We start from the raw sequence: 21,384 nt of genomic DNA, 5'->3' as shown, positions 1-21,384 counted from the left end.
GGCTTTTCGTAACGCCCTTGAGCGTATCTGTAGCGGTGTAGCGGCGTAGCGTGTGACTCAGTCGCCCGGTATGTACAACGGGGCGGGGACTACAGCCGGTTCGATGTACGCCCGTCCGATGCCGTTGTGGATCTTTAGCCGGTCGCACAGACCGAACCACTCGTCACGCATGTCCAGCGAGTGCATGAGTTGATGGTCGTAGCGAATTGCCTCCGGCAGAGGCACAAAGTTCCCAGGCGCCAGAATGTCGCCGATCTGCACGGGCACGTCGATCTGCCCGGGCGGGGGGCCACCAATGTCGATTGAGCAGCGTTCCTTGATGCGCTGGCGGTGGCGCTTGAACGTCCGTTCTTTGTGGTCAAAGTAGGCCAGCATCTCTCCGCCGGTCTGCCAGTACGCCACCGTTCCCCTGTCGCGGTATGGCACCCGCAAAAAGTCGTCCTGACGCAGCCGGGCGCTCAGGCTGCCCCGCAAATCGTACGTCTCTATCAGGTCGAGAAACATCTTCGCGAGCACACTCGGCTGGAGGTCGCGGGGCACCACGACTTTCCCCCCGAACAGGCTGCAATTGTCGAGGTGCTTTTTGCGGAAAACGGCTTCGAGCCGGACTGTCGACTTGGCGAGTGCACGGAGCATGTTCGCCGTTTCCGTTGTGGGCAGTTCAAGTTCCTTCCTGTGAGTCTCGATCTCGGCATCCTTGTCGTACCCTTTCAGGGCAGAGGTCTGCGAATTCTGATCAAAGTAGAAGCTCTCGTTGTGGAACAGCGACATGTTGATCCCGCAGCGAATGGCGGCGCAGGCCAAACCATTGATGACGCCACCGACACTGAGCCCTTCGGGCACGCGGAGCATGACAGGCACATCAACGCGCGTAACGGCGATGTCCTCGCCACGCGCAAATACTTTGGCCCTTTGAAGCGGAATCTCGATTCCATGCTTGTCCTTGACAGCACGCAGCATGGAGAAGGCAGTTGCGATCATGTCGCCGGAGCCGACGATGTTGTGGCCTTGGTAGAAACGTGCGCAACTACCTTCCACGAGCAACTGCCTGGTCTTTTTGATGTGCTTGACCTTAAGCTTTCCCTGTCCCGCGTCGGACTCGAAATCACCATAGTCCCGGCGCCGCTCACGGCTGCCATCCACTTCCGTCCAGGAACGGGTGGGGAGACTGGCGGAGATGTCGTTGACGGCAAGCCCAACCGTGTCGAGCATGATGCATTCTTCCATACGGGTAAGATTCATGGTGTCTATCACATTCAATGGCTATTAAGGTAGGAGTACATAGCTGAGCCCGTGTCATATAGCTATCTTCGGCTGCTCAACTTGCACTATGGGTGTATAGCTGTTCTACATGGCCATATGGCTGTACAAACTATTGTCATACTTACGGTATTACTTCACATTGCCGTTGCCAGCACGCCGAATAGTCCAGTCGTGCTGGCACTCAGGAATGCAGCGCCTGCGGAGATGTGTCTCCTGTCTACTGTCGCGTTGTAGCGGCAGTAGCGCTCATTCGGTGCTGCTATTGACGTATCGCGCGAACGCATCCTCAAAGGCGGCCCTCTCATATCCCTTCTTGACGCTCTCGCCGTACCGGATGTCCTTGCTCACAATGCCAAATGGAGCCAGCATCTCCCCGAGTGCGCGCGACGAAAGAGGTTTGCCGTTGCAGTAATACCGCCATTGCTTGTCTTCGTCCGAACACAGGATGTCGAGCAGTTCATGCGTCCAGAGCCACTTTCTGCCGGTAGCGTCGAAGATGGGCTTGACGTCGCGCAGCAACAGTTCGCCGTCGTTCAGTCGGTTGCGCACGGACACTGCCATACGTTCGCCCGCCGCAATCGCCCTGTTCAGCAGCGCTTCATCGCCGAGGCTGGCCACCGTGAGCAGCGGCACCCAGTTGTCCGCCGTCCGGCTGTTCGACACGTTCAACCGCGCCGGTCGCGCCTGCATGAGTAACGGCCTTGCATCATTCGCCCACCGGACAATCATCGACTTCAGTTGAGCAAATTCCGCTTCGTTTGCGTAGTGCATCTGCTCCACGGCTTCATCGGGCAGCTTGCGCCGAAGATGAATCGGAATGCAACGGTCGTAGGTCGTTCCAGCCGGGAGATTTATCATCGCCAGGACTTTCGGGCAGTACGTCGGGTGCATCTTCGACCTGCCGTTGATTACCTTGCCTATGTATCCAGCGATGTGGGTGTGGCCGGAATTGATGATGTTGGTCATTGCGCGGTCCTTGCCAACGTAGTGCTCGCCTTCGTCCATCAGAAGGGTCGGCATGAGGCGTTCGATGACGTGATAGATGAACGCAGGTGACAACCCCCCGGCGGCGACCGGGCGACGCACCAGATGCTTCAGAACGTTGAGCAGGGTCGTTTTGCCGCAGCCCATCGTAGGCGAGAACAGGCCAAGGATCGGCGCGAACGGCATCAGGTCCATGACGTGCGAAGCGAAAATCCAAAGCGCGACGGTGAGCACCTGAAATTCGTCCAGGATCGAGAAGCGACGAATCATCCGTTCCGTCTTCGCGACCAACTCGCCGATGCTGGGAATCTGGATGGGCCAGGGAATGATGTCGACCGGCGTGCCGTCGATCTCCGAGCTGGATTTCGGTACCATCGCAGTCTCGACGACGGCGCATACTGCTGCCTGGCCCGATTGTTGATAGAGGGTGTTGAAGTCCTCATACAGACAAGGCGTGGTGCCGGTCGCCGGGATCGCCAGCGGAGCGCCAATCATGCGCGCGGCTGCTTCGGCCTCGGCCCGCGTTGCCTCCGTAGCGCAAACTACGATGCGTGTGTCGGGGTGGGCGCTGGCGAGCGTGGCGGCGACAAGTCCAAGGCTGGAAGAATCCGCAGGTACCGCGACGCGATCACCGGTTGCCTCAAACAGCGACAGGGCGTCCGAAAAATTCGGCGCAAGCAACAGCGTATCCGTTTTGTGCGCACCGATACGCGCGTAGGTGCCCCCGTGCCCAGAATCGCCTCGCAGCCAGACGTCGTGTTCGTCGCCGTTATCGTTCGTCCCAATGAAGCGGATCGCGGTGATCCTGTTCGTTGAGCCTTCGAAAAACGGAACGACCACGGCGTTCTCGATGTCCTCGCCATTCACGAATCCCGGTTCGCCGTATACCCAGATCAGCTCTCCGCCAAGGCCGTATTTGAGGCGGTAGGGGTGATCTTCGTCGGCGGCGCGCGCGCTTTCCCAGATAGCGTTGGCCTTTTCGGAAAATGCGCGCATGTCGCTGGCGATCCATTCGCCGATATCTGCGCCATCGCCGGGCATGTCAAGGGCAATCGTGTTCATGCGCTTGCCTCCGCCGTGCCGCTGATGGCGACGTCCAGAGCGGCGACGAACTCCTTCATGTCGAAGCCGGGGTTTGCAACACGCGAGAGGACCGTCGTCGCCTCGACCCACCCCATGACCTCCGACTCACGCCACGCACTCGATTTCGGCCCCGTTTTGATCTGCTTGGGGAAGAGGCCGAGCGAGACATCCCGGCGCATCGCTGCCTTTGAGCGGCTGATAGTCGTAAGTACCTCCGTTTCTTTCATCAGACGGTCTTTGGAATAGGAGCGTACCCAGCGAATCAGTTTTTCGAGATGCGGGACGTGCGCGGGGCAGACGGTATTGGCCCTGGCTTTCACGGCGACCGCGTTGGTTGCGCCAGCCCCCGTGTTTGCAGACAGATGTGCGTCTTGCGCACCGTTGCTCGCGCGGGCTGGGCGTGCTTGACGTCCCTGGCGAACCCGAGAAATCAGCGAAGATGGTTCATTAGCCTGCACACCACTGCCGGGCAAAGAGAGTTTTTTTGGGGTCATTGATGGCTCCGTTCGTCTATTCATGTCTGTTCAGGAGTGAACGGAAGCCATTGTCTGGAAAACAGGCAGAACCCAAAAACGCTAAGTCAGACATTTGATTTCGGCGCTTTTTCAAATCTCCGTTTGGTGATTTGACAGACTTCGGGAAAAGTGTTTGGCGGGGTGCCCTGACAAGAGGCGTTCACATCGTGGCAGTCACGGTGCATGCGGCGGCTCTGACTGAATGGGAGCGGCGGTAGGGATTTTCCGCTACGGTTCAACACAAGGAGAACGATGTGGAAGAGCGTGCGGCGGGGGTGGAAGGAGGTTGGTACATCGACCGTGATTGGTCGATGTGCGCGTTGCGTGAGTGCGAGGAAAGTGCGGCGGGGAGAGCGCGATCATGTTGCTGCGGCTTTTTCCTTTGCTTTTTTCGCTTCATCAGCAAATGACACCTGCGCGTGTACCAGCCATGCATAGAAGTGGGTGACGAGGCTTTTGGCGCGCCGCAGGTGCCAGGTCGACATGCCTTCGTCGAAAACCTTCACCCACCGTGGCTGCTCGGCGCGAACAATCCCAAGTTCTCTAGCGATTTGATGGGCCAGCCCGGGCCGTTCGGCATCGATGTTGTCGGTCCTGAAGGCGTCGGGTGGTATCCGCTCAGCGATCAGCAGGAGGGCTTTCAGATAGCGGTTGCGGCTGGGTGTCGCGACTTCTCCCCCCGGCACTTTTGGCATGGGGAAACGCTCGCCGAAATGCAGGACAAGATCGTCATCGTCAAGCTTGCGATGTATTCGGGCAAGCCTCGACCGGCATTCCTCGATCTGCTTCCTGATGGGACCGAGTGCGTCGATGCCCACTGTTTGCCAGAAGTCGGGCTCTTCGACGCGACTTGGGCGGATCACGTCGTTCCATCCTATCGGCTCGATGATGACACTTGCGCTATCCGTGGTGCAGATTTGCTCGTTCCAGTACTCACGCTGCGTCCGCACCAGCTTTTCGAGCGCAACAAGTTGCGCGTCGATAGGGACGCTACAGTCAATGGCAGTGAAGACTAGTTTTTGGCAGTGATTTTCCTTCTTTGCAGGCAGGCGCGCGGGACGGCGTGGCCCCGTTCGCAATATCTCGCGATACCCAAAAGGCGTTTCCCGTACAGTCAGCCATTGACCACCCGGCCGTTTTTCGTACGATGCGTCGCGCTGCCGGAACTTCAGCATGGTGTCTTCTTGCAGCGGTCTCATGAGCGGAAAGAACCAAGAGTCGTCGGGATTGTTCAACTCCGGTAGCCGTTCCTCGTCGGGGTCGAGCCACGCTGCGATGCCGAACCTCCTCCTGCACGTTTCGTTCTGGGCACACGCAATTACCTCGGGATTCGGGCTCTTGATATGGGCGAGAATGGCTTCCAGCGCGTCCATATCGCTTTTCTTGTCGAGTAACTGATGGAATGCTTGCCGGTAATCCGGATTCCACTTGAGAAACTGCCATGCGGTATCGTCAGGACCGAATTCCTTCTCAAGATCGGTCAGCGCGAATATGTTTGGGTCGAAGCCGTTGGTGTCGTGGAAGTTCATACAGAGATCGGTCAGTTAGTAGTCGACTTATTCGGTTTGTTGGGGGAGCGGTACGACCCATGCGCCGCCAGTCGTGACGTGATCAGGCAACACGAAATCGGCCCACATCTGCATTGCGGTCACACGTTCGGTCCAATACTCCGCACGATTGTACGCAGCCCTTACGCGGTTGCGTTCGACGTGTGCGAGCTGGCGTTCAATCACGTCCGCCCGCACACCCCGGTTGTTCAGAAACGTGCTGGCGGTAGCACGGATACCGTGCGGCGTGAAACGTCCCCCGTAGCCCATTCGCTCAAAGACGACGTTAGGCGTCGAGAGCCCCATTGGTTTCATGATGCTGCTGAGGCTCGGAAACAGATAGCCAGACCCGAACGAAAGCGGCTTCAGTTGCTCCAACGCCGATAGTGCCTGTCGGCTGAGCGGCACGACGTGAGGGTCGCGCATCTTCATGCGCTCAGCGGGAATCACCCAAACCGCGTTGTCGAGATCGAATTCCTCCCAGCAGGCCTGCACCATCTCATTCTTGCGAACAAAACTGAGCAGGATGAGGAGAATACACAGCTTTGTCGCGGCGGCCCCCGTGTCGGCGTCAAGGCGCTCCACGAACTCGTGAATCTCGTCCTCGCCTAGTGGTTCATGATGGACCTGGGGCGGAACATCAATCCACCCTTGCAGGACGCGCGCGGGGTTGGCTTGGACCTTTAGCTTGCGCATGCCGTGGTCGAACACCTGCACCGCCGTTTGCCGAACACGTTCGGCGGTTTTGACGCCTCGCTCGCGGCGGACGGTTTCGAGCGCATTCAACAGTGCACGCGCGTCGATTTGTTCGAGCGGCACGTTGCCAATGACCGGGTTCAGGTCGCGCCGCAGGTACAGGCTGTGTGCCTCCTGCCATGGCTTCGAGCGAAGTGGGCTCTTGCTGTCGTACCAGTGCTTTGCCGTGGCCTCGAACGTGTTGCCGAACGACGCGTTGAGGGCGAGCTTTTCGAGTTTCTTGTGCGTCGCCGGGTCGGTGCCGCTGGCGAGTAGTCTCTTCGCCTCTCGGTGCCGCTCGCGGGCTTGGGGACCTGTCAGCTCAGTGGTGAGTCCATACACCACAGTACCCCTCCTGCCGCCGATACGGTAATCGAACCGCCACGACCGCGCAGTCGGCGTCACGTACAGATAGAGGCCGTTCCCGTCGGGCAGTTTGTAAGGCTTGCCGTTGCTTTTTGCCTGATTGATTTCGATGTTTGTTAGAGGCATTTTCTCGGTCGTTCAACATGGAAGTTTTCGATGTTGAAACAATACCGATTGGCGACGGAGCCATGTGCGCTAAATAACTTTGGCAAAATCTTGCTGATTTAAATATAGTAGGTGACAAAGATCCGATCGCGGTAAGGGTGCTATGGAGGAAAGAAGGACAAGGCGGAACTTTGATGAGCTAGGCGAGCGCAGGCGGGAGGCGATGACGCTGCTCGATGAGGGGGTGTCGCAAGCAGACGTCGCGCGGGAACTCGGCGTGTCCCGGCAAACAGTGTCGCGCTGGGCGAGATTGAAGGAGGCGTATCCAGAGAATGAGCCGTGGCGTAGACGAGCACTAGGTCGCCCTGGGGGCTTAACGGAAGAGCAGAAGGCGTTACTTGCAAGGCGGCTGGTGGACAGCTACGTGCGCGAACTTGGTCCGAGGGGTAGAAGCTCGCCCAAGCGTGTTCGTTGGACGCTTGCGCGCGTGGCCGGAATGATAGAGACCGAGTTCGGAGTCTCGTACAGCCTCGCACACGTCAGGAACATTCTGATCGCTATGGTCGGCGGTGACCATTTGCCACTATCCAACGTGAGATTTTGGGCACGTGTTATTGAACTGGCCTATCCAGAATGGAGCGGCCGCGTTCTGGTGAAGGACCTTGACGAAGACTGGGCGCTGGACGGGAAGATTATCGGCGAGTTGAGGCGGCGACTCCAGCGCTAGCGGTGACCCCACTGCCAGCGGTCCCCGGTCCACTGCTGAAATCGTGGAGAAGCGATTGCGAGTCCAAAATGCCTCGATTTTCTCTGGATCGATCACCGGCGGAACGATCGTGAGATGCAGAACAGTTCGGTAGCTGTGCGTCGGCTCGGATATTGCGAGTTCGGCGGGCAGTTCAACAGCGGATCTTCGCATGGCCGGATTGTGACGGATGACCACTGTCTCGGGTCGACCGATATTGTTGAAAAAGTCGCTGCGTGGCTTCTTCAACTCTCCTGCGCGAAAGTCGACGTCTCAGATCGGCCTACAAGCCGCTCATGCACGCAGGTCAAGGGTAAGTACCCCTGAAAACCCCGCGACAAAGACGGTCAACGACTTTTTCAACAGCGTCGACCCTAAGCCGCCTTTCGAGCCAGCGCCAATCCAACGGCGCTTTCCGAGGTGCAACGACCACTCGCCGAGACACGTCGAAGGACGAGTCGTTGGGCCTTAACGGTCATTGGTTTTCAAGAAGGCGGCCTTTCGAGCCTTGTCTACGTCTGTCAAGCGCTCGACCGCAGCGATCGAATCGCGCCTTTCGTCGACCGCGGAAACCGTTTCACTCAACACGTCTTGAAGCATTTTTTCGCGGCCCGGCTGCTGACGCCTGGCGGGAGGGTTCCGAGCAGGTATAAAATCATGCAAACCAAAGACCGGGCGCGCTTCCTGAGTACAAGGCAGGCATCGGTCTGTCGCCAGACTTTGCCGAAGCTCACTTCAATACGTTCGCTTGCCCGTCGGCCTCGCTACTATGGCGTATATGGCTGCAACTCTTTGACGTCTCCTTGGCGCTCTGCCTCGTGCTGGAGCGAAAACTCCGCCGGCCGAGCTGAGCTGATGAATTGCTCGCCCTTTAAACAGAGCGCATTCACGGATGCTGGTACCTTGTCGTCGAGGAACCGCACCGTATAGATTCCAGATTTCGAAACTGTAGCGCCTGCGCGATGGACATTGGTATCTGACATGATGAGACTCCTTTGCGGAACTAGCGACGCGCTTCCGAGGCAAGACTGATAACGGAATACGTCGCGGTGGCCGGTGCACCGACTTTTGCGCTAGTGGCGCTCGCAGCAGATTTCATTTGCTGAGCGGTCGCCGTGACCTTTGCACCGGGTGAGAGATTGAACAGATTGAACGTGTAGGTACCATTCTGCTTGATCACATACCCACTGTCGCTCAATGTCAGCGCCGTGCCCGTGCTGTCTGTTGCCGATCCGACGTCGGCACCGGTGACGGTGACCGCGACGGACGCCGCTGGTTGATTTTTCTGCGGCTTGAGACCACTGATCACTATGCTCATCACGCCCTTGCCGTCATTGGCCTCGTCAATGACATTGCTGCCTTGCGCCACCTTGAAATCGGGACTGCCCGCCGCGGCATCAGAAGCGGACGTAACAATGTGCGCTTGCATTGAGACTGGCCCGTCATACTCCGGACAGAGCTGCGTCGGGTCCGTGCAACTCGCGAAAATGTAGAGGGCATCGGCACTCGTCGGTGTCTGAGCAACTTTTATCGCTTTTCCGCGTCTGTCCGCCTTAGGCGGCGTCTGCCCTTGCGGAGCAGGCATGGAGGTACGAAGTCCCCACTTTTGCGGTGAAGGAAACGTCAACGTGAGTATGTGCGCGACAGGATCGAGCGTCATACTCTGCACGGCGAGATTAACAGGCTTCCCACTATTCCCCTGCGCGCTGCCCGGCGCAATGGTCAGATAGGCTCCGAAGCCCGCCGCCGACGTGCCACCGACGTTGTATAGCGTCACCTGTGCATTCTGCTTGCCGTCGTCGAGGACCAGCGCGTCCTGCTGGGGGGGTATCGTGAGGTTTGACGGCCGCGGAATTTGAAAGTCAGTATTTATATTCGGCACCGTGGCCAACGCTAGGGCCAGATCGTTCCAAAGAGCGAACGCCAGCCTCGAATCAAAGAAACACGGGGGCGGCGTTTTATGGACTTCTTGTTTGCTCCGGTCATCACCAGCGCTCTCGCTTATCCGGGTCGGACTTTGACTGTGGGGCGCATTCTGTGGGATTGCCCCTGCGGCAACTTCTCTGGTGGCCACAGTGCTAGCGGCGTTCTTGGTCATTGTCTTGGGGCACGTGTACGCAGGAGGACCCACGGTGTCCAGTTGCTCATAGAATCCCGACAAATTGGCGATTTCCACATCCTGTACCAAGGGGCGCGAGATCTCTTGCTTCTCCTGCGGCGAGAGACTGTTCCATGCTGCGATCTTAGCCGGATCGACACTTACCCATTTCTTAACGAATTTGTCGAACGCATTCGCCAAGGCGTCTTCGCCGGCGATATTCAGCACCTCACCGTTTTTCGCGTCCCTGAGTTGAGTTACTACGGCGAGTTCGATTTTTACCGGTTTGCTGGAAGAATCGGTTTGAGCGGATCCATTCTTGGTTTTTTCCGCATCGCCAGTAGAGAACTTGTCCTTCGTGGGCGCCCGCTTGGCCCTACCCGCGCCGATGAACGATTTATCGTCCGTGGGCGCGTCGTTGAAATAGCCTCGTGGCACCAACAGTAAAACCGCAAGGTCGTAGGTCTCTCCGATCAACGCTGGATCGTCGTATTCGTTATTCGGGGCAATGCGTGCGTACAAGGTATTGGTGGACTGCATCGTGACCGTAAGCGTACTGGACATCTCCTGATCCGATATGGAATGGATTGCCTGTTTTAGGTATCCCAGATTGCCGCTCGCGCCAACGCCGTGCTCCATGAGGGACAGTGCAAATCCCAGTTGAGTTGCCATCTCCGCGGTATTGGATTTCAGCGCGACGTTAATGTTGTCCGCGGCGAGAAGCGGCACCACTGTAGGCACAACAAGCGGGCCTACTTGACATGCGTCATCGGAAGCTTCCGTTGCCGCGGAGGCTGCTGAGGCCGCGGAAGCTGCTGAGGCCGCGGAAGCTATCTTCGCGGCCCGTGCTTTGGGCGCGTCTTCGTTGAAGAACGACACAAAGGTATGCGCCGAATAGGCTATCCGCGGCTTATGCAACATCACCGCGATGCGTAGCTTGACGACGTAAGGTACCATGCACTTCTGGGCCGACGCGTATTGGACTTCCTTGTTCAGTAACTGAACCTGCTCGTTTAGATAGTTGGCTGCCTTGTACCGAAGCTCCGGGTCGATGCCGAGCGTTGACGCATTCGCGGCGGGCGTAAGCGACTGAGTACCGGCCGGCACGCCAGAAGGCACAGCGGGTACCACGCCCGGCGCCGTCGTCGTGGTCGACGTCGTCGATACACCGTTGGCTAGGTTCGATGTGATCGTACTCACGCCAGCGGCCGTCGATGAGTTGTTGGAACTGCTTGACGTCGAAGTCGAGGTGCCCTGTTTCGACGATTGCGGCAATCCGATGCCTAGACTCGCCGCCACGGCATTGAGAAGCTGATCCTGAATTCTGGAGGTCGTAGGCAGCACGTCGGACGCGGCAGCATCCCCGCTCATAGTGAAGTTCGGCTGCAAAACTGATTGGACCTCCTGCCAAGGCGCGACCATAATCGCCGACACCCGCACCGTCGCGGCCTCATCCTGTGTTGTGACCTTGCCATCGTCTTGGGTAGGTGACGTTCCGCACGCGCACAGCAGCGCGCACGGCAACAGGAGACGGCAGCGGAGCAAAACCCTCCGCCAGCGCACGTTCGTGGCACACAAAGCGATGCCGGACACTCGCGCGATCAACGTGAGTCCCATCCTTTTTCCCCTCTTTCTTTTTCATGGCAAAGATCGCAAGCCGGTCGGGTCCGTCCGCTCGCTTCACCGGACCCCACTCTCAATGTTGTAGAAGAAATTAGGGGGCCTTTCTAGTCACCCAACACATCGGAAACGAGTATTGACTAATGAAAGCGATCAAATGGCGGAATACTGGGCGGAACGTTCTGCAATGAAACCTCATGGCCAACCCACATCCGAACCGATCCGTTGGATACAACTCCCGTTGGATCGACATCCGAGGGCGATGAAGCGAGAGCAATACAACAAATAGATGTGTTCAAGCGCAACCCGGCGTTTGGCGCAATGTCTGCAAAGGCGACGATCGCGGACTCTCATTGAACGGGGACGTTAGTCCGTTCAGGGACGGAGTACGCATTCGCTGAAGTGGAACGCTTCGTTCAGGACCGGTCGCTAACGAATGGCGGGTTAGGCGTCTTCAGGCGACTACCACGTGCCCTCGCATCAATGACCGCAATGGCCGAAGGCGCGTTCGTCTCGAACAATCGGGCGACCGATTACGGGGCGGAATCGACGCCTGAATGTCCGACCGACGACGCGTGTAAATGGCGGGTTTGGCCGCGTTCGGTCAAATGCGCTGCCCACTGTTACGGTCATCCGATGTGCTCGCGGAAGATGCGACCCCTTCAGAGAACCCGGAGGTGCCGGATTCGTCCGATCGTCGGCGAGCGCCGGAGGATGAGTTCGGTGATGTACTCGGGCAGGAGTGCGCGGGGTATGTTGCCGGGCACTCCTCCCACAAGTTGGGACGATACCTGAGCGATGAACGCTTCGGGCTCGCTCTTCAGGCTGTGTTCGTAGCTGACTCGGTAGTCCATGGTGTATTGGAGGCCGCTGGGACGGAAGCGATTGGTACGGCGTTCGGCATAGGCGTCCATGGTCGAGTTATCAAGCACAGAACACCAGAAGCGCTCTAAAACCGCCCGTAGGACGTCTCTGGACATCGCCACCGATCCCAATACTGGCACGGCAGGCAGCGATTCGGGGTGCGTCGAAGAGGCCGATTTCTGGAGGCATGACGGTATACGAACCGCAGAAAAAGGCAGTATACCGTCAGAAATACCGTCACCAAATCGTAGATGCAGTGACTTTTACTTGAGACGACGGTAGACGCATTTTCATAAAAAATCGAATTATTTCAACGACGTAGAGCCGTCCTGGGACGTGCTGAGCATCCGCTCGACGTATCGCGCAATCAAATCGATTTCGAGATTAACCGGCGACCCTTCGCGCAGATTCTTCAGCGACGTCACCTGCACCGTATGCGGAATCAGATTGATCGAAAACTCGCAGCCATCGTCGCGATCTTTAACCGAGTTCACCGTCAGGCTCACGCCGTTCACCGTGATCGATCCTTTAAAGGCGAGATACCGGCCAATCTCTCTCGGCGCCAGGACGCGCAGCTCATGCGATTCACCCACCGGCGCAAAATGCGTGACCGTGCCGAGTCCGTCGACGTGACCGGAAACGATATGGCCGCCCAGCCGGTCATGCGCGCGTAGCGCTTTCTCGAGATTCACCTCGCCAGTCTCGCCGAGCCCGGCCGTGCAGTTCAAACTTTCGCGCGACACATCGACTTCGAACGAATGCGCTGTCAGCGCGACCACGGTCATGCAGGCGCCCTGGATCGTGATGCTGTCGCCGAGCTGAACGTCGCCGAGATCGAGGCCGCCGGCTTCGACGTTCAGGCGTACGCCCGCGTCGCCGTCCGTGCCGAGCGGCTTGACTGATTCAATGCGGCCCACTGCCGCGACGATTCCTGTGAACATCGTGCTAGTCCTCGATCAATTTGTAATGGGTTCAGACGTGGGATCGCCGCCGGGTTCGGCCGCGCCGGGAGGCGTGAAGCGCGCGAGAATCCGCAGATCGTCGCCGATCCGGTCGATCGCATGGAAATTCAGTTTGACGCGGCCTTCCAGCGTGTCCGGCGCGCTCAGGTTGAACATGCTCATCGAGTCCATGCCAAGCAGGCTCGGCGCGAGATAGACGAGCAGTTCGTCGACACAACCCTCACGCAGCAGCGAGCCGTTCAGCTTGTAACCGGCCTCGACGTGCAATTCGTTTACGTTGCGCTGGCCGAGCACGTTCAGCACGGCGGGCAGGTCGACCTTGCCAGCGGGGTTCGCCAGTTGGACGATCTCGGCGCCGCGATCGCGCAACGCGTTGGCGCGCTCGGTATGGCGCTGATCCAGATTGCCGCAAAAAATCAGCGTGGGTGCGCCGGCCAGAATCTGCGCCTCGGGCGGCACGTCGAGCTGACTGTCGATCAACACGCGTTGCGGCTGGCGCGGCGTGTCGACGGCACGCACGGTCATGCGCGGATCGTCTTCCCTGACGGTGCCGATGCCCGTCAGAATCGCCGAGGCCCGGGCGCGCCACGCGTGACCGTCGGCGCGCGCCGCTTCGCCGGTGATCCACTGACTGATGCCTGATGGCAAGCCAGTGCGGCCGTCGAGCGACGCCGCGACCTTCATGCGCACCCAGGGGCGGCCACGCGTCATGCGCGACACGAAACCGATGTTCAGCTCATGCGCTTCCTGCGCGAGCAGTCCGCAACGCACTTCGATACCGGCGTCGCGCAACATCGCGAGGCCGCGTCCGGACACCTGCGGATTGGGGTCTTCCATCGCAGCGACCACGCGCGCGACCTGCGCTTCGATCAACGCGTTCGCGCACGGCGGCGTGCGGCCGAAGTGACTGCACGGTTCGAGCGTCACGTAGGCCGTGGCGCCGCGCAGATCGTGACCGCGCGAACGCGCATCCTTCAACGCGCGGATTTCCGCATGATCCTGGCCGGCCGGTTGTGTGAAGCCTTCACCGATCACTTCGCCGTTCTTGACGAGCACGCAGCCGACTCGCGGGTTCGGATCGGTGGTGTACATGCCGCGCTTCGCGAGAGCGAGCGCGCGTTCCATATGGACGAAGTCGGTTTGCGAGAACATCGGGGTCCGGTCGGGTGCGGTGGCTAGGCGATATGGGTTGGTCGGTCGCGGCGACGGGTCAGCGTGACTCGCGTGGCTCGCGTAACTCGTGCGCTCGCCGGCTTCAGGCCGCGAGCGAAGCGAACGCGCCACGCGCCGCCTCGATCGTGGCGTCGATGATAGCGTCGTCGTGAGCGATCGACACGAAACCCGCTTCGTACGCCGACGGCGCGAAGTACACGCCGGCGTCGAGCATCTTGTGGAAGAACGCGTTAAAGCGCGGCACGTTGCTCTTCGTCACTTCGGCGAAGCTCGCGGGAATCGCGTCGGCGAAGTAGAGGCCGAACATGCCACCGAGCGAGTCGGCCGCGAACGGCACGCCGGCTTCTTGTGCGACCTTCGCCAGACCTTGCGCGAGGCGCGCGGTGCGAGCGGTGAGCGTGTCGTAAAAGCCCGGCGCCTGAATCAGTTGCAAGGTCTTCAGGCCCGCGGCGACCGCGATCGGATTGCCCGACAGCGTGCCCGCCTGATAGACGCCACCGAGCGGCGCGAGGTGCGCCATGATGTCGCGACGCCCACCGAACGCCGCGGCTGGCATGCCGCCGCCGATCACTTTGCCCAGGCACGTCAGGTCCGGCGTGATGCCGTAGACCTGCTGCGCGCCGCCCAGCGCGACGCGGAAGCCGCACATCACTTCGTCGAAAATCAGCACGGCGCCGTATTCGGTGCACAGGCGCCGCAAGGTTTGCAGGAATTCCGGCGTGGCGCGCACGAGGTTCATGTTGCCCGCCACCGGCTCGACGACCACCGACGCGATTTCGTTGCCGAACGCCTTGAACGCTTCTTCGAGTTCCGCGACGTTGTTGTATTCGAGCACCGTGGTGTGCTTCGCGATGTCGGCCGGCACACCCGCCGAGGTCGGATTGCCGAACGTGAGCAGGCCCGAACCGGCCTTGACCAGCAGACTGTCCGCGTGGCCGTGATAGCAGCCCTCGAACTTGACGATGCGGCTGCGGTCCGTGAAGCCGCGCGCGAGGCGCAGCGCGCTCATGGTGGCTTCCGTGCCGCTCGACACCATACGAACCTGTTCGATCGACGGCACCAGCTTGCAGATTTCTTCGGCGATTTCGACTTCGGACTCGGTCGGTGCGCCGAACGAGAAGCCGTTGCCCAGCACGCGCTGGACCGCTTCGAGCACTTCGGGGTGGACGTGGCCGAGAATCATCGGGCCCCACGAGCCGATATAGTCGATGTAGCGCTGGCCGTCCGCGTCCCAGAAGTACGCGCCTTGCGCGCGCTCGATGAAGCGCGGCGTGCCGCCGACCGAGCGAAATGCACGCACCGGCGAGTTCACGCCGCCGGGAATGGTACGTTGCGCGCGTTCGAAGAGGGATTCGTTGTTGGACATGGCGATAGCTGGAATAGAGGTTGCGCAGCGGCGCGGGTTGCTGGAAGGCGGTTCGCGCGGCGCTGGGATCGGTGAGGAAATTGTACCGGAGTCAGCGTGAAGCGGCTTTGCGGCGGGCCTTGTCCGCAGGCTCAGGTTTTGCGCGCGCTTTTTGCCGCCACGGCGGCGTGCGCGCTGACTTTGCTGGAACGCGGAGGTGTCGTGGGCGGTTCGAGTGCCGGCGACGGACGCGCGCCGGTGAGCTCGCGCCAACGCTTTTCCAGCGCGCCTTCGGCGATTGGCTTGATGACGGTGCCGGAACTTTGCGCGTCCCATGTCTGCACCGAGAACGGATGCACGCGCAACGTTTCGCGCGGAATCACCACGGTGGCATGAGCATCGACCAGCCAGTCGTACACGAAGTCGATACACAGACGGTAGCCGCGCTTCGTTGCTGGGTCCGGGACCTCGTACGGCGCGCGTGTCACGTAGCCGGAGCCGAAGATGCCTTTGGGTTCCATGGCGACACGGTGCAGAAACACCCGATCGCCGGGCAGAATGCCGCGCGCGAATCCGCAGCCCCAGACGTCGGATACCGCGACACCGGCGGCGACGCGCCTGGCCACGTCGGGCAGTTCAGGCCATGGCCATTTCTTGGGGCTCCAGATCAGCAGGAAGGCGGTCATTGCGTGGCCGTGGCGTTGTCGTTACGTGAGGGTGAAATAGCGCCGTCCGGATGCGTTCATGTGGCGTGCGGATCGGTCTGGCGGCAGCTTAACCGATCGGCGCCAGGGTCGCCGCGAACCGCCGACGCCGCTGGTTCAGTATGAACGTGCATCGTTCGCCGATGCGGTAGTGCGTGCGACTTCGCGGTGCGTGGCGGTGGGCGCTGGTGTGTCGTGGCGTTACGTGGACTTGCACGGTGTTCAGGTTAACCGTCGCGTACAATTGAGGACGTCAAGTCGTTGCATGCCCCGTTTCACGCGTTCCGCTGCCGGTCACGGCGCGGCGCATCATCTGGATTCCCATGTCTCACGTCACCAGACGCCGGCCCGATGGCCGGCTGATTCTGTTGCTCGGTGCGCTCGCCGCATGCGGGCCGATTTCCATCGATATGTATCTGCCGAGCCTGCCGACCATCGCGCAGGCGTTCGCGATCACCAACGGCGCCGCGCAGACCACGTTGACCAGCTTCATGTTCGGTTTCTCGATCGGCATGCTGCTTTATGGTCCGCTGTCGGATACCTATGGACGTCGGCCGGTGCTGCTCGGCGGCATCATCATGTATGCGCTCGCGAGCGTGGCTTGCGCGTTGTCGTTCTCGATCGGGTCGCTCGTGACGTTCCGCTTCGTGCAGGCGCTGGGCGCGGGCGCGGCGTCGGTGCTGGCGCGGGCGATCGCGCGCGACGCGCACGGTCCGACCGACGCCGCCCGCGTGCTGTCGATGCTCGCCATCGTCACGTCGATAGGGCCGTTGCTCGCGCCGCTGATCGGCGGACAGTTGCTGCTGCTCGGCGGCTGGCGCGTGGTGTTCGTGGTGCTGACGCTGTTCGGCACGCTGTGCGCGGTCACCGCGTTTCTTAAGGTGCCGGAAACGTGGCCGCGCGAGAAGCGCGCCGAGTCGGCACTGCTGAAATCGTTCGGCGCGTACGGCAAGCTGTTGCGCGATCCGGTGGCGTGGGGGCACATGCTGTGCGGCGGCATGGCGTTCGCGTCGATGTTCGCGTACATCACGGCGACGCCGTTCGTCTACATCGAATACTTCCATGTGTCGGCCCAGCATTACGGCTTTCTGTTCGCGCTGAATATCGTCGGCATCATGTTCGGCAACTTCATGAATACGCGGCTCGTCGGGCGGCTCGGGTCGCTGCCTATCATTTCGTTCGCGGCGACCGTCAGTTGCATCGCCTCGCTGTTTGTGTGTTTCGTGTCGCTGACCGGGCTCGGCGGATTGTGGTCGATCGTGTTCGGTCTGTTCTTCGTGGTCGGTGTGGTGGGGTTATTGTCGGCCAATTGCACGACCGATCTGATGCATCGCTATCCGGTCAACGCCGGCGCCGCGGCGGCCGTGTTCGGCGCGGTGCAGTTGGCTCTCGGTGCGTTGTCGAGTCTCGCGGTTGGCTTATGGCAGGACGGCTCGCCGAAGGGCATGGGTGTCGTTGTCGGCGTCGCGGGCGCGTTGTGTTACGTCGGCCGGATTCTGGTGGTCAGATGGCATGGAACGAAGGCGCCGGTCGCCGCTGTGTGAACGCCGCGTTACTCCACGGTGACAAAGGCCCTTCAAGCGGCGCGCATGCTTGCTCACGTCGCGCAATGCGATGCGTCTACGGAAAACACCAGGTGTTGCACGCGCGCGACCCTGTGTTTCGATTTGCATTGCTATGATGGGACCACTGTTCCTCGGAGCGGCAATCATGGCGATCAGAGATTTGATGAATGGCGAACGGCGACGTGCCGCTTTCGCTGAAGCGCAGAAGCTGGCTGACAGCGGCGCCTATCACGATTACACGGACATCGAATACGTCTTGCGCTTTGATTACGGTTTGTCTGATGTATCGGCGCTGCTCGACAGCCAGCTGATGCATCGCGACCTGAATCGCCGCTGCGCCGACGCGCGCGAAAGGCTGGAAGCGCTTAGCGTGTGAGGTGGAGGGCGGATGGTTGAATCGCCGATTCGACGCGGTGACGCGACTCGCGGCGTTCATCGCGAGAATTGCGCTGCGGTCCTCGTTCGGTCTCTGCTCGATGGACCGCCAATTTAATGGACCACGAGTCCATTAAATTGCGCATTGCCCGCACCGGCTGCGATATTCACCCCGACATTTCCGCTCACACCGGCGAGTGCGTGGGCGCCGAGTTGCGCGCTAGCGCTGCCGTTCAACTGCGCGACGGCATGCACATTCTGCTGCGTGGAAATCTCCGCGCGAGGCGTGCCGATCACCGCGATTTCATTGGCTTGCGCGTTCAATGCGCCGGCGGCGAGATTGACGCCGAGATTGCCGCTGGCGCCGCGCAACGCATCCATTCCTACGGTCGCGGGCGGCGCGGCGAGTTTCGCGCTGCCGCCGATATCCTGCAGATTGGACAGTTTCACCGAGCCGAACACGGCCGCGCTGTCATCGTCGGACGTGAAAGATGTGCCCGCGAACGCGAACGATGCGCCCGAACCCGCGGCCACGTAAATCAACGCAACGACTAACGAACGGACTTTCATGAGCGCCTCCTGGGCGTGTGCGGACGGCATCGATAGATTGGATATCGACCGGACAAACGGGAAGTTGAGGGGCGCGGTTGACGTGAGTCTTCCATTGATCGAGCAATACGCCTGTTTGAATCGATGAGAAGGAAAGCGGTGTGCTCAATCACTCATGCCGACTAGTTTTTGGTTCTGATCGTGCGAGCTGAGCCTCGCGAAGTCGCATTGATATAAATACGACCTTGTCGTGAACGCCCGCTGTTGAAATGGACTGGTGTTTCGCTTCGCGAGACGTGCATCGGCGATGCCGATGTCGACCTTCACATAGACGGAGCAGTGAAATGAAAGTCCAATCAGCTGGCAGTCAAACGAACGAAAGCACGCAGATGGAAGTCGCGCAAAGCGCCGCGCCGACGGCGAGGCCCAATGGCGCGCCACCGATGTTCGATACCTCGGCACACCGGCCATCGGATTGCCGCGCCGACGGTGCAAGGCAGGCATGGTTGCTGCCGTCGACGATCAACCCGTCTTTTGATGTTCCGGTGCACTACGCGAGCAAACCTTACGGTTCATTGCATGCCGATGTTAATAATCAAGGTGTCTACAAGGACGACAAGGGCACGGCATATATCAAGCAACGCGTTCGTACCTACCCGGTCAAATACGACAAGGGAAATGGCACCTGGCGCGTTTATAGACCCGATAATTCGACTAAGTACCAATATCCCGTCAGGACGGATCGAAGCGGCAATTGGCACACGCATGGCGAGGTGGGCTTGGCTGGAGGTTGGGAAGGTGATCCATTGGCTAGCCTCAATAAAGCTCAGCACGAGATCATGGATCTGCGGGCGCAGATACAACGACTGGAAAATCAGAAGCAGCAGCTCACGCAGCAGTGGGACCAGCTGCAACGTGGGCTGATACAGGCTATTGGGTCGCCGCAAACGACGCCTTCACTTTCCGAGCGGCAGAGCCTCATGCTCGAGATCCATCGCTTGCACGGTCAACGAATGAGCGTTCTGAACGAATTAGCCGCGCTGAAGAGCAAGGTGCTAGGCCTTCAACGGTCTCTCGGCTTGTAACTGTTGGTCAGTGCTCCTCGCGAGGAATACTCGATCAAGCCGACTTCAAGTTCTTATTTAGATAGGGATAGCGACATGAAAGTCCAATCAGCTGGCAGTCAAACGAACCCATCGGATCAGGCACCGGCGGCGCACGGCGCCGTACCGGTGGCGACACCGCGTGCATCGCCTGCATTGTTCGATGCGTCGGCACACGGACCGTTGGATGGGGAAAGGCACGCGAGGCCAGTTAGCTCAGACGAGTCGCGATCGCGCGCGGGCAACGTGCGATTCGGTGTGCCCGCGCATTACGCCATCGAACCGGATGGTCCCCTACGTGCCGATGCGATCCATCAAGGCGTGTTCAAGGACGACAGCGGGGCGGCGTATATCAGGCAAGACGCGCGGGCTTTCCCGGTGAAGTACGACAAGGACAACGGTACCTGGCGAGTCCACCACCCGGATATGCCGACGAAGTACGCGTATCCCGTCAAACAGGACGATAGCGGCGGCTGGCATGCACACGGCGAGGTTGGGGTGCCGGGAGGCTGGCGTGGCGGAATGCCTGCGGGGATCAGTTTTGGACATCATGCCGTCGCGCAATTGCAGCAGCAGGTGCAGCAGTTGCAGTTTCAGCGGCAGGATCTCATGCAGCAGCGACAAAACCTGCAGGCTCAGTTGCAACAGTTTCCGGGGCCCCAGCACGCGAACCGGTCGCCACTGGAACTGGCGTTTCAGCAGGGCATGCTGAGCACGCAGCTTGCTAACGTCAACAACCAATTGCAAGCGGTCGAGCAGCAGTTGCAACAGGCGAATCAACAGTTGCAACAACTTCAGAACGAGTTGCAGTAGTAGCGACAACTGTGTTGTCGAGAGCCAGTCGGGCGCGAGCAATCCAGACTATCTGTCCTACCGCAGTTCGATTCGCGTTACCCAGGAGAAGGGCGAAGTTGGCAAACGAACTCAAGTTCGGTTTTGTCCGTCTGACGATCTTGTGCAATCAATTGCGTAAGGGCCGGTGTGGTTACTCGTCACGTTTCCGCTTGCGCTTCCGTTCGGCCATGAAAAAGCCGACCTCACGGGGTCGGCTTACTACAAGCACCGTACTTCCGGCCCGGTGCAGGCGGGTACGACAAAGTGTGAATTGCCTTCGTCAGGCTCGCGCATAGTGCGCGATGTTGCTTAAGGCAAACTTAAAGTGCCGCTGCCGACACCGGTGGCCTAGTCGGACTTGGTTACCCGTTTCGGCAACACGTAGCGGGACCCGTCGCCATCCGCGCTCATCAGGGTGCGCCCGTAGCTCTTTCGTATCTTCAGAAAGAACAGCGTTGGCGACACGTCCGGTGCACCGCCGCATGCCTTGGGGCGAATCTCCCGAACACGCACCACGTAAAACGTCCCCTTATCGAACGTGTCGAACTGCAAACATTCGACGTTGTCGTGCGTCAATTGATACTGCGTCGTGATGGCAATGGCCTTGTCTGCTGCGCTGTCGTCATTCGGAATCGCAAGCGGCTTTGCGTAAGCCTGTTGGGCAAGCGCCAGGGCGATGATTGCAAGGGCACGGCGAATCATCGGGGAGCCTTCGCACTGAGCTTGTCGAGTCCATGCTTCTTGATGACGACGTTTAACTTGGCCAGATATCGCGGGTCCGTCGCTTATCCCCGATGCGCGATCAGCACCGCGCACTTGCTGGCCGCCTCGCGTGGTGCTGACGCATGG

The 21,384-nt window shown here is 59.9% G+C and carries 19 protein-coding genes; 5 read left to right on the top strand and 14 right to left on the bottom strand.

Annotated elements, in window-relative coordinates; all coding sequences use genetic code 11:
* Positions 1–57: 57 nt before the first annotated feature.
* From B0G83_RS14270 to B0G83_RS14250, 5 genes are all read right to left on the bottom strand, one after another.
* Positions 58–1,242, bottom strand: coding sequence for a phage/plasmid replication protein, II/X family (locus tag B0G83_RS14270; protein ID WP_105508025.1), 1,185 nt, complete (start codon positions 1,240–1,242; stop codon positions 58–60).
* 267 nt (positions 1,243–1,509) lie between these two features.
* The gene (locus B0G83_RS14265) at positions 1,510–3,309 is read right to left on the bottom strand and encodes a DUF3631 domain-containing protein (protein WP_105508024.1); all 1,800 of its coding nucleotides are present in this window, start codon (positions 3,307–3,309) and stop codon (positions 1,510–1,512) included.
* A complete protein-coding gene (locus B0G83_RS38885; RefSeq protein WP_219849017.1) occupies positions 3,306–3,824 on the bottom strand; it encodes an AlpA family transcriptional regulator in 519 nt (172 codons plus the stop codon). Before B0G83_RS38885 ends, B0G83_RS14265 begins: the two co-directional genes overlap by 4 nt.
* Before the next feature lie 380 nt (positions 3,825–4,204).
* Entirely contained in the window at positions 4,205–5,374 is a 1,170-nt protein-coding gene (locus B0G83_RS14255; protein ID WP_105508022.1) for a hypothetical protein, read from the bottom strand.
* A 27-nt stretch (positions 5,375–5,401) separates the two neighbouring features.
* Complete coding sequence (locus B0G83_RS14250) at positions 5,402–6,619, bottom strand: tyrosine-type recombinase/integrase (protein ID WP_105508021.1); 1,218 nt, start codon at positions 6,617–6,619, stop codon at positions 5,402–5,404.
* 142 nt (positions 6,620–6,761) lie between these two features.
* Here B0G83_RS14250 and B0G83_RS14245 point away from each other — a divergent pair, with 142 nt between their 5' ends.
* Positions 6,762–7,325, top strand: coding sequence for a helix-turn-helix domain-containing protein (locus B0G83_RS14245; RefSeq protein ID WP_105508020.1), 564 nt, complete (start codon positions 6,762–6,764; stop codon positions 7,323–7,325).
* Positions 7,326–8,110: 785 nt separating this feature from the next.
* Here the strand turns inward: B0G83_RS14245 and B0G83_RS38160 are convergent.
* From B0G83_RS38160 to B0G83_RS14215, 7 genes are all read right to left on the bottom strand, one after another.
* Positions 8,111–8,326, bottom strand: a complete 216-nt coding sequence (locus B0G83_RS38160; protein ID WP_146120229.1) for a hypothetical protein — start codon at positions 8,324–8,326, stop codon at positions 8,111–8,113.
* A gap of 20 nt (positions 8,327–8,346) precedes the next feature.
* On the bottom strand, positions 8,347–11,058 hold the full coding sequence (locus B0G83_RS14240) for a hypothetical protein (protein ID WP_105508019.1): 2,712 nt from the start codon (positions 11,056–11,058) through the stop codon (positions 8,347–8,349).
* 665 nt (positions 11,059–11,723) lie between these two features.
* The gene (locus B0G83_RS14235; protein WP_105508121.1) at positions 11,724–11,915 is read right to left on the bottom strand and encodes a hypothetical protein; all 192 of its coding nucleotides are present in this window, start codon (positions 11,913–11,915) and stop codon (positions 11,724–11,726) included.
* A gap of 315 nt (positions 11,916–12,230) precedes the next feature.
* The gene (locus B0G83_RS14230; RefSeq protein WP_105508018.1) at positions 12,231–12,866 is read right to left on the bottom strand and encodes a riboflavin synthase; all 636 of its coding nucleotides are present in this window, start codon (positions 12,864–12,866) and stop codon (positions 12,231–12,233) included.
* 15 nt (positions 12,867–12,881) lie between these two features.
* Positions 12,882–14,039, bottom strand: a complete 1,158-nt coding sequence (gene ribD, locus B0G83_RS14225) for a bifunctional diaminohydroxyphosphoribosylaminopyrimidine deaminase/5-amino-6-(5-phosphoribosylamino)uracil reductase RibD (RefSeq protein WP_105508017.1) — start codon at positions 14,037–14,039, stop codon at positions 12,882–12,884.
* Positions 14,040–14,142: 103 nt separating this feature from the next.
* Positions 14,143–15,426, bottom strand: a complete 1,284-nt coding sequence (hemL, locus tag B0G83_RS14220; protein ID WP_105508016.1) for a glutamate-1-semialdehyde 2,1-aminomutase — start codon at positions 15,424–15,426, stop codon at positions 14,143–14,145.
* A 131-nt stretch (positions 15,427–15,557) separates the two neighbouring features.
* Entirely contained in the window at positions 15,558–16,091 is a 534-nt protein-coding gene (locus tag B0G83_RS14215; protein WP_105508015.1) for a hypothetical protein, read from the bottom strand.
* A 341-nt stretch (positions 16,092–16,432) separates the two neighbouring features.
* Here B0G83_RS14215 and B0G83_RS14210 point away from each other — a divergent pair, with 341 nt between their 5' ends.
* On the top strand, positions 16,433–17,653 hold the full coding sequence (locus B0G83_RS14210; protein WP_105508014.1) for a Bcr/CflA family multidrug efflux MFS transporter: 1,221 nt from the start codon (positions 16,433–16,435) through the stop codon (positions 17,651–17,653).
* A gap of 166 nt (positions 17,654–17,819) precedes the next feature.
* A complete protein-coding gene (locus B0G83_RS14205) occupies positions 17,820–18,050 on the top strand; it encodes a hypothetical protein (RefSeq protein ID WP_105508013.1) in 231 nt (76 codons plus the stop codon).
* A 113-nt stretch (positions 18,051–18,163) separates the two neighbouring features.
* On the opposite strand, the gene B0G83_RS14200 is transcribed toward B0G83_RS14205, so the two are convergent.
* Positions 18,164–18,619 (bottom strand): hypothetical protein, encoded by a 456-nt coding sequence (locus B0G83_RS14200; protein ID WP_105508012.1) that lies wholly within the window; start codon positions 18,617–18,619, stop codon positions 18,164–18,166.
* Positions 18,620–18,942: 323 nt separating this feature from the next.
* Here B0G83_RS14200 and B0G83_RS14195 point away from each other — a divergent pair, with 323 nt between their 5' ends.
* Both B0G83_RS14195 and B0G83_RS14190 read left to right on the top strand, forming a co-directional pair.
* The gene (locus B0G83_RS14195) at positions 18,943–19,683 is read left to right on the top strand and encodes a hypothetical protein (RefSeq protein ID WP_146120228.1); all 741 of its coding nucleotides are present in this window, start codon (positions 18,943–18,945) and stop codon (positions 19,681–19,683) included.
* A 276-nt stretch (positions 19,684–19,959) separates the two neighbouring features.
* The gene (locus tag B0G83_RS14190; protein ID WP_146120227.1) at positions 19,960–20,514 is read left to right on the top strand and encodes a DUF6543 domain-containing protein; all 555 of its coding nucleotides are present in this window, start codon (positions 19,960–19,962) and stop codon (positions 20,512–20,514) included.
* Between the two features lie 369 nt (positions 20,515–20,883).
* Here the strand turns inward: B0G83_RS14190 and B0G83_RS14185 are convergent, their stop codons facing one another.
* Complete coding sequence (locus tag B0G83_RS14185) at positions 20,884–21,237, bottom strand: hypothetical protein (RefSeq protein ID WP_105508009.1); 354 nt, start codon at positions 21,235–21,237, stop codon at positions 20,884–20,886.
* Positions 21,238–21,384: the final 147 nt, after the last annotated feature.

Source organism: Paraburkholderia sp. BL21I4N1 (genome assembly GCF_002973525.1).
GTDB lineage: Bacteria > Pseudomonadota > Gammaproteobacteria > Burkholderiales > Burkholderiaceae > Paraburkholderia.
Note: the sequence above shows the minus strand (reverse complement) of the source record. Positions and strands in the feature narration are given on the sequence as shown.

Coding starts and splice junctions, on each gene's coding strand:
- B0G83_RS14270 (WP_105508025.1), bottom strand. CDS start 1,242: ATGAATCTTACCCGTATGGAAGAATGCATCATGCTCGACACGGTTGGG.
- B0G83_RS14265 (WP_105508024.1), bottom strand. CDS start 3,309: ATGAACACGATTGCCCTTGACATGCCCGGCGATGGCGCAGATATCGGC.
- B0G83_RS38885 (WP_219849017.1), bottom strand. CDS start 3,824: ATGACCCCAAAAAAACTCTCTTTGCCCGGCAGTGGTGTGCAGGCTAAT.
- B0G83_RS14255 (WP_105508022.1), bottom strand. CDS start 5,374: ATGAACTTCCACGACACCAACGGCTTCGACCCAAACATATTCGCGCTG.
- B0G83_RS14250 (WP_105508021.1), bottom strand. CDS start 6,619: ATGCCTCTAACAAACATCGAAATCAATCAGGCAAAAAGCAACGGCAAG.
- B0G83_RS14245 (WP_105508020.1), top strand. CDS start 6,762: ATGGAGGAAAGAAGGACAAGGCGGAACTTTGATGAGCTAGGCGAGCGC.
- B0G83_RS38160 (WP_146120229.1), bottom strand. CDS start 8,326: ATGTCAGATACCAATGTCCATCGCGCAGGCGCTACAGTTTCGAAATCT.
- B0G83_RS14240 (WP_105508019.1), bottom strand. CDS start 11,058: ATGGGACTCACGTTGATCGCGCGAGTGTCCGGCATCGCTTTGTGTGCC.
- B0G83_RS14235 (WP_105508121.1), bottom strand. CDS start 11,915: ATGGACTACCGAGTCAGCTACGAACACAGCCTGAAGAGCGAGCCCGAA.
- B0G83_RS14230 (WP_105508018.1), bottom strand. CDS start 12,866: ATGTTCACAGGAATCGTCGCGGCAGTGGGCCGCATTGAATCAGTCAAG.
- ribD (WP_105508017.1), bottom strand. CDS start 14,039: ATGTTCTCGCAAACCGACTTCGTCCATATGGAACGCGCGCTCGCTCTC.
- hemL (WP_105508016.1), bottom strand. CDS start 15,426: ATGTCCAACAACGAATCCCTCTTCGAACGCGCGCAACGTACCATTCCC.
- B0G83_RS14215 (WP_105508015.1), bottom strand. CDS start 16,091: ATGACCGCCTTCCTGCTGATCTGGAGCCCCAAGAAATGGCCATGGCCT.
- B0G83_RS14210 (WP_105508014.1), top strand. CDS start 16,433: ATGTCTCACGTCACCAGACGCCGGCCCGATGGCCGGCTGATTCTGTTG.
- B0G83_RS14205 (WP_105508013.1), top strand. CDS start 17,820: ATGGCGATCAGAGATTTGATGAATGGCGAACGGCGACGTGCCGCTTTC.
- B0G83_RS14200 (WP_105508012.1), bottom strand. CDS start 18,619: ATGAAAGTCCGTTCGTTAGTCGTTGCGTTGATTTACGTGGCCGCGGGT.
- B0G83_RS14195 (WP_146120228.1), top strand. CDS start 18,943: ATGAAAGTCCAATCAGCTGGCAGTCAAACGAACGAAAGCACGCAGATG.
- B0G83_RS14185 (WP_105508009.1), bottom strand. CDS start 21,237: ATGATTCGCCGTGCCCTTGCAATCATCGCCCTGGCGCTTGCCCAACAG.